Origin of the sequence: Mesorhizobium sp. M7A.F.Ca.ET.027.03.2.1 (genome assembly GCF_003999175.1) — a bacterium.
Taxonomy (GTDB): Bacteria; Pseudomonadota; Alphaproteobacteria; order Rhizobiales; family Rhizobiaceae; genus Mesorhizobium.
Window position 1 is genome coordinate 1 of sequence record NZ_RZOM01000473.1, and the last position, 4,546, is coordinate 4,546.

Annotated in this window: 3 protein-coding genes and 1 pseudogene; all 4 read left to right on the forward strand. The window is 64.3% G+C overall.

What is annotated here, in order from left to right:
* Positions 1 to 548 (forward strand): serine hydrolase (locus EN750_RS20025; protein WP_145967786.1); only part of this gene is annotated, 548 nt, incomplete at its 5' end.
* Between the two features lie 37 nt (positions 549 to 585).
* Complete coding sequence (locus EN750_RS20030) at positions 586 to 1,767, forward strand: serine hydrolase domain-containing protein (RefSeq protein ID WP_127397434.1); 1,182 nt, start codon at positions 586 to 588, stop codon at positions 1,765 to 1,767.
* A 108-nt stretch (positions 1,768 to 1,875) separates the two neighbouring features.
* Positions 1,876 to 2,810 (forward strand): annotated as a pseudogene (locus EN750_RS20035) (IS630 family transposase).
* Between the two features lie 114 nt (positions 2,811 to 2,924).
* The coding region (locus EN750_RS20040; protein ID WP_145967787.1) for a Tex family protein at positions 2,925 to 4,546 on the forward strand (1,622 nt) is incomplete at its 3' end.

Here is a 4,546-nt window from a genome sequence, read left to right on the forward strand (position 1 = left end):
GCTTGAAGGACACGATCCGCCCGCACGGGGCTCAATTCGAATACCGCTCGATCGAGACCGACGTGCTTGCCTTCATCATGGAGCGGGTGACGGGCAAACGGCTGCCGCAGGTAGTTTCGGAAGAACTCTGGCAAAAGCTCGGCGCTGATGAAAGCGCCTGCTTCACGGTCGATAGCGCCGGCTATGCGGTGGCCGACGGTGGCTTCAACGCGACGCTGCGCGACTATGGCCGCTTCGGCCAGCTGATCCTCGACAATGGTGGCGGCGTCGTGCCGGCCGGCTGGGTCGAGGCGACGCGCAACGGCAGGCATGGGCCGGACTTCAGCCCCAGCCTGCCGGAGGGCAGCTATCGCAACCAGTTCTGGATCGAGGATCCGCGCTCGCGCGCACTGATGTGCCGCGGCGTGTTCGGTCAGATGATCCATATCGACTGGAACACCGGAATGGTCGTGGTGAAGCTTTCGACCTGGCCGGATTTCGCCAATGGTGCCTATTCCATAGCGACGCTGAAGGCCGTGCACGCTATCGCCGCCACGGCACTTCGCTGAGCCCCCACAAGGAAGAAACGACCCGGAAGGAAACGCCATGACCGGCAAGACCGTGTTCGAGACCCGCTATGGCTTCCGGCGCAACCAGGTGGTGCTCGCCAACTGGCGCGAGAACCCGTTCAACCGGTGGTCGTTCCAGAATCTCGGCGAACTGGTGCCGACCGCCCGCGTGGCGGCGACGTCGGGCGTTGTCGAAACCCCCGTGTGCGATATGGGCGGGCTGCTCGGCGAGAAGGTCACGGTGGCCGGCATATCGGAGACAGTGGCTGAATTTCTCGCGCGTTCGAGCACCGACGCACTGACGGTGATGAAAGACGGCAAGATCGTCGGCGACTGGTTCGCCCCGCATATGGATTTCGGCGCCCGCCACATCATCTTTTCGATCAGCAAGTCGCTGACCGCCATCATTGCCGGCATTCTGGAAGGCGAGGGCGTATTCGACCCGGAAGCGCCGGTGACGGCCTACATCCCTGAAGCCGCCGGCTCGGCCTATGGTGATGCGAGCGTGCGGCATGTGCTCGACATGAGCGTCAGCCTCGATTTCGAGGAAGCCTATCTCGATCCGGAGAGCGCTTTCGCCCGCTATCGTCGCGCCACGCTGTGGAATCCGGGCGGCGGCACGGAGAGCCTGCGCGAATTCATTTTGACCCTGCAACGCCTTGCAGAGCCGCATGGCCAGACCTTCCGCTACCGCTCGCCGAATTCCGACCTGCTCGGCCTGCTGCTCGAGCGCGCGTCGGGCCAGCGGTTCACCGACCTGATGCGCGAGAAGCTGTGGCTGCCGCTGGGCGCTGTCAGCGAAGCTTCGATCGGCGTCGACATGGAAGGCACGGCGCGCACTGCCGGCGGCATTTCGGTGACGCCGCGCGATCTGGCGCGTGTTGGCGACATGATGCGGCAAGGCGGGGTGGCCAATGGCCGCCGCATCGTGCCGGAAGCCTGGGTGCGCGATACGGTTGCTAGCGGCGGCAGTTCCGAGGCTTGGCAGCGCGGCGCGATGCAGCCGCTGTTCCCGAAGGGCCGCTATCGCAACAAATGGTACCAGACGGGCTTGCCGAACGGCGCCTATTGCGGCATCGGCATTCATGGCCAGTGGCTGTATGTCGATCCCAGGACCAAAGTGGTGATCGCCAAGATGTCGTCGCAGCCCGAGCCGGTCGACGATCCGCTCGATGTCGAAATCGTCGCCTTCTTCGAGGCGCTGAGCCGGATGGTCTAGACTGGACCCGAGCATTAGAGCGGTTCACGGCTTGATGGAATCGAAGGGGATTCCCGATTTGTCTTTTTTGTGATTCAAGATGCTGGCTGGAGTGGAGGCCAGCATCTGATGACCCGACCTCTTTCCAATGACCTTCGCGAGCGGGTTGTGGCGGCGGTTTTGAGTGGTGAAAGCCGCCGGTCTGCCGCCAAACGGTTCGGCATTTCGGTTTCGGCCGCGGTAAAGCTGTTGCAGCGCCATGAGACGACCGGCTCGGTGGCACCGGGCAAGATGGGTGGACACCGCAAGAGAGTGCTGGAGCCGCACCGTGCCTTCATCGAGGCGCGTATACGTGAGACGCCGCATCTGACGCTGCACGGTCTGAAGGATGAGTTGGCCGGGCGCGGGGCAATGCGGTGTGGCTGTTCCTGCGCCGCGAGGGCCTGAGCTTCAAAAAAAACGCTGTTCGCCCTTGAGCAGGCGCGCGCTGATATCGCCCGCAGGCGCCAGCGATGGCGATCCTGGCAGACCGGCCTCGATCCGCAGCGCCTGGTCTTCATCGATGAGACCTGGATCAAGACCAACATGGCTCCGCTGCGAGGTTGGGGGCCGAAGGGCAAACGGCTGCGCGGCCTGGCTCCGCACGGCCACTGGCGCACGTTGACCTTCCTTGGCGCGCTGCGCTGGGATCGGCTCGCGGCTCCTTGCGTCTTCGACGGCCCGATCAACGGCCAATGCTTCCGTGCCTATGTCGAGCAGCAGCTCGTCACCGTTCTAAAGCCTGGCGACATCGTCGTCATGGATAATCTGGGAAGTCATAAGTCGGCAGCCATCAGGCAGATGATCAAGGCTGCCGGCGCCAGGCTTTGGTATCTGCCGCCCTACTCTCCAGACCTCAATCCGATCGAGCAGGCCTTCGCCCAGATCAAACACTGGATGCGCCAGGCTCAGAAACGCACCGTCGAGGATACGTGGCGCCACATCGGCCACCTCGTCGACCCATCGAGGCAGCCGAATGCAAGAACTACTTCGAAAACGCCGGATACGCTTCCGTCAAAACGTGAAAGGCTCTAGCGCACGCTTTCCTGTGGACCCGCCGGGCTGATCGAAGCGCGACGGTTGGCGGGCCGGACGTCTGCGCCTATGGTCGCCGCTCTTTGGATGAGAGCAGGTACGACATGGCATCCGACATCAAGCGCATTGCAGCCATCATCGCGGCCGAGATCAGCGCGCGGCCCGAACAGGCGGCCGCGGCGATCGAACTCCTCGATGAGGGCGCGACAGTGCCGTTCGTGGCGCGCTACCGCAAGGAAGTCACCGGCGGGCTCGACGACACGCAATTGCGCGATCTTGCCGAACGCCTTGCCTATCTGCGCGAGCTCGATGCGCGCCGCGACACCATCCTTGGCTCGATCCGCGAACAGGGCAAGCTGACCGAGGAGCTTGAAGGCAAGATCGTCGCCGCCAGCACCAAGGCGGAACTTGAGGACATCTACCTGCCCTACAAGCCCAAGCGCCGGACCAAGGCCGAGATCGCCAGGGAGCGCGGGCTGGGGCCGCTGGCCGAAGCCATCCTGGCGAACCGCTCATTGGTGCCTGCCGAACTGGCGCTGGCCTATGTCAGCGAAGAGGTGGCCGATACCAAGGCAGCGCTCGACGGTGCGCGCGACATCCTGTCGGAACAATTCGCCGAGAATGCCGATCTGGTCGGCAAGCTGCGCACCTACATGAAAGAGCGCGCCTTCATGCGCGCCAGGGTGGTCGACGGCAAGCAGGAGGCCGGCGCGAAATTCTCCGATTATTTCGACCATGTCGAGCGCTGGGCCACCGTGCCGAGCCATCGGGCGCTAGCCATGCTGCGCGGCCGCAACGAGGAAGTGCTGTCGCTCGACATCGAGGTCGATGCCGATGACACGTCGCCGGTGAAGCCGGTGGAGCGGATGATCGCCAATGCCTATGCAATCGGCGGCAGCCTGCCGGGCGACCGCTGGCTGATGGAGGTCGCCGGCTGGACCTGGCGCATAAAACTGTCGCTGCACCTGACGCTCGACCTGATGCGCGACATGCGCGAACGAGCCGAGGAAGAGGCGATCCATGTCTTCGCCCGCAATCTGAAGGATTTGCTGCTAGCGGCTCCTGCCGGTTCGCGCGCCACGATGGGACTCGACCCCGGCATCCGCACCGGCGTCAAGGTGGCGGTGGTCGACGGTACCGGCAAGGTGCTGACAACGACGACGGTCTATCCGTTTCCGCCGAGGAACGATGTGCGCGGCACCCAGGCGGAACTCGCCAAGCTCATCCGTCTGCACAAGGTCGAGCTGATTTCGATCGGCAACGGCACCGGCAGCCGCGAGACCGAAAAGCTGGTAGCGGACATGCTGTCCGACATGCCGGCTGATGGTGGCCCGAAGCCGCTGAAAGTGATCGTCAGCGAGGCGGGCGCCTCGGTCTATTCGGCATCGGCGACGGCGGCGGCGGAATTCCCCGGTCTCGACGTGTCGTTGCGCGGCGCGGTGTCTATCGCCCGGCGCCTGCAGGATCCCTTGGCCGAACTGGTCAAGATCGAGCCCAAATCGATCGGCGTCGGCCAGTACCAGCATGATGTCGACCAGTACCGGCTTGGCCGCTCGCTGGAAGCGGTGGTGGAAGACGCGGTCAACGCCGTCGGCGTCGACCTCAACACCGCCTCGGCGCCACTTCTGGCGCGTGTTTCAGGCCTAGGCGCATCACTGGCCGACGCGATCGTCGCCCATCGCGATGCGACCGGGCCCTTCGCCAGCCGGAAGGATCTGCTCAAGGT